Here is a 1,305-nt window from a genome sequence, read left to right as displayed (position 1 = left end):
GATGCTCCTATGTCAAGTGGCTCCCTGGTCAGGCTGCCATGGCTGCTGGCGATGTGGCCTGGGTGTCGTGTTGCCGTTCGGTGCGCAGGGCGGTGAAGACGACATCGGAGAGCCGGCGGCGCAGCAGCCGCAGGGCTGCGGTCTTGTCCTTGCCGCGGGCTTGCTGCTTGGCCAGGTAGGCCTTTCCGGGGCCGATGCCTCGGGCCTGGGTGACCGCGATCATGTGCAGGGCGCAGTTCATCGTCCTGTTGCCGCCGCGGTTCAGCCGGACCTTGCCGGCGCTGGCGCCGGACCACACCGGGACAGGTGCAGTGCCGGTGAAGCGGGCGAAGGCGTTGTTGTCGCGGAAACGGTGCACGCCGGCGGTTTCGCCGATAATCACCGCGGCGGTTAAGACACCGCAGCCCGGGATCGCCAACAATGCAGGGGCGATGGCCTGTACCAGGTGTCGCAGCTCCGCCTCGAGAGCGTTGATCTGGTGGTTGAGTTCATCGCAGCGGGTCAGCAGGTTACGTGTCAGCCTGGCCACGACGCCGTCGAAACGGTCCAACTCTGCGGACACCTCGGCCACTACGCGGTGCCGCCGGAACCCACGAGACGGGATCTCCAGGTCGGGGTCGAGTTCGTGCAGGTACCAGCGGATCTGGGAGGCGATCCGGGTGCGCTGGACAACCAGGTCGTGGCGGTGATCCGACAACAGCTTCACCTCACGTGCCGGTCCGTCCAGCTCGGCAACCGGCAGATCGGGGTGACGCAGCGCGGCCAGCGCGACCGCCTCGGCGTCGATCGGGTCCGACTTGCCCGGCTCCCGGGCGGCACGGCGGGCTCCAGCCATCAGCTTGGTCGGGACCCGCACGACTCGGCAGCCGGCCGCGAGCAGGTCAGCTTCGAGGCGACGGGTCAGATGCCGGCAATCCTCTAAGGCAAAGGCGACCCCATCGAACTGGGCCGACCAGCGGACCAACTCGAGATGGCCTTCGCTATTGGTACGGACGGTCTTCACTCCCAGCCGCCGGCCAACGTCGTCGACCGCGACAACGGTGTGGGTGCGTTTGTGGGAATCGGTGCCGATCATGACCATGCCGGAGGAACTCCTCACATCAAGAACAGGAAGGGATCCCCGGGATCGCGCGAGGCGGGCACGCCTCAATCGAGCACGATGGCAGGCTCCTATCAAGCCACATCCCCGCGCGCCCTGGGTGCCCGGCGGAGCCGCACATCGAGGACAAGCCATCGACCTGCGAGGCAGCGAAGAAACGAGCGAACCCTGCCAGGCACCCGGATCATGGCATTGACGCGAAGAAA

The 1,305-nt window shown here is 66.9% G+C and carries 1 protein-coding gene; it reads right to left on the bottom strand.

What is annotated here, in order from left to right; all coding sequences use genetic code 11:
• Positions 1-28: 28 nt before the first annotated feature.
• Positions 29-1,305: IS110 family transposase (locus G3I17_RS39175; protein ID WP_203591355.1), on the bottom strand; the 1,277-nt coding region annotated here is incomplete at its 5' end.

The organism is Streptomyces sp. SID13031, from assembly GCF_010548305.1.
Lineage (GTDB): Bacteria > Actinomycetota > Actinomycetes > Propionibacteriales > Kribbellaceae > Kribbella.
This window is presented reverse-complemented; position numbering and strand designations above follow the sequence as displayed.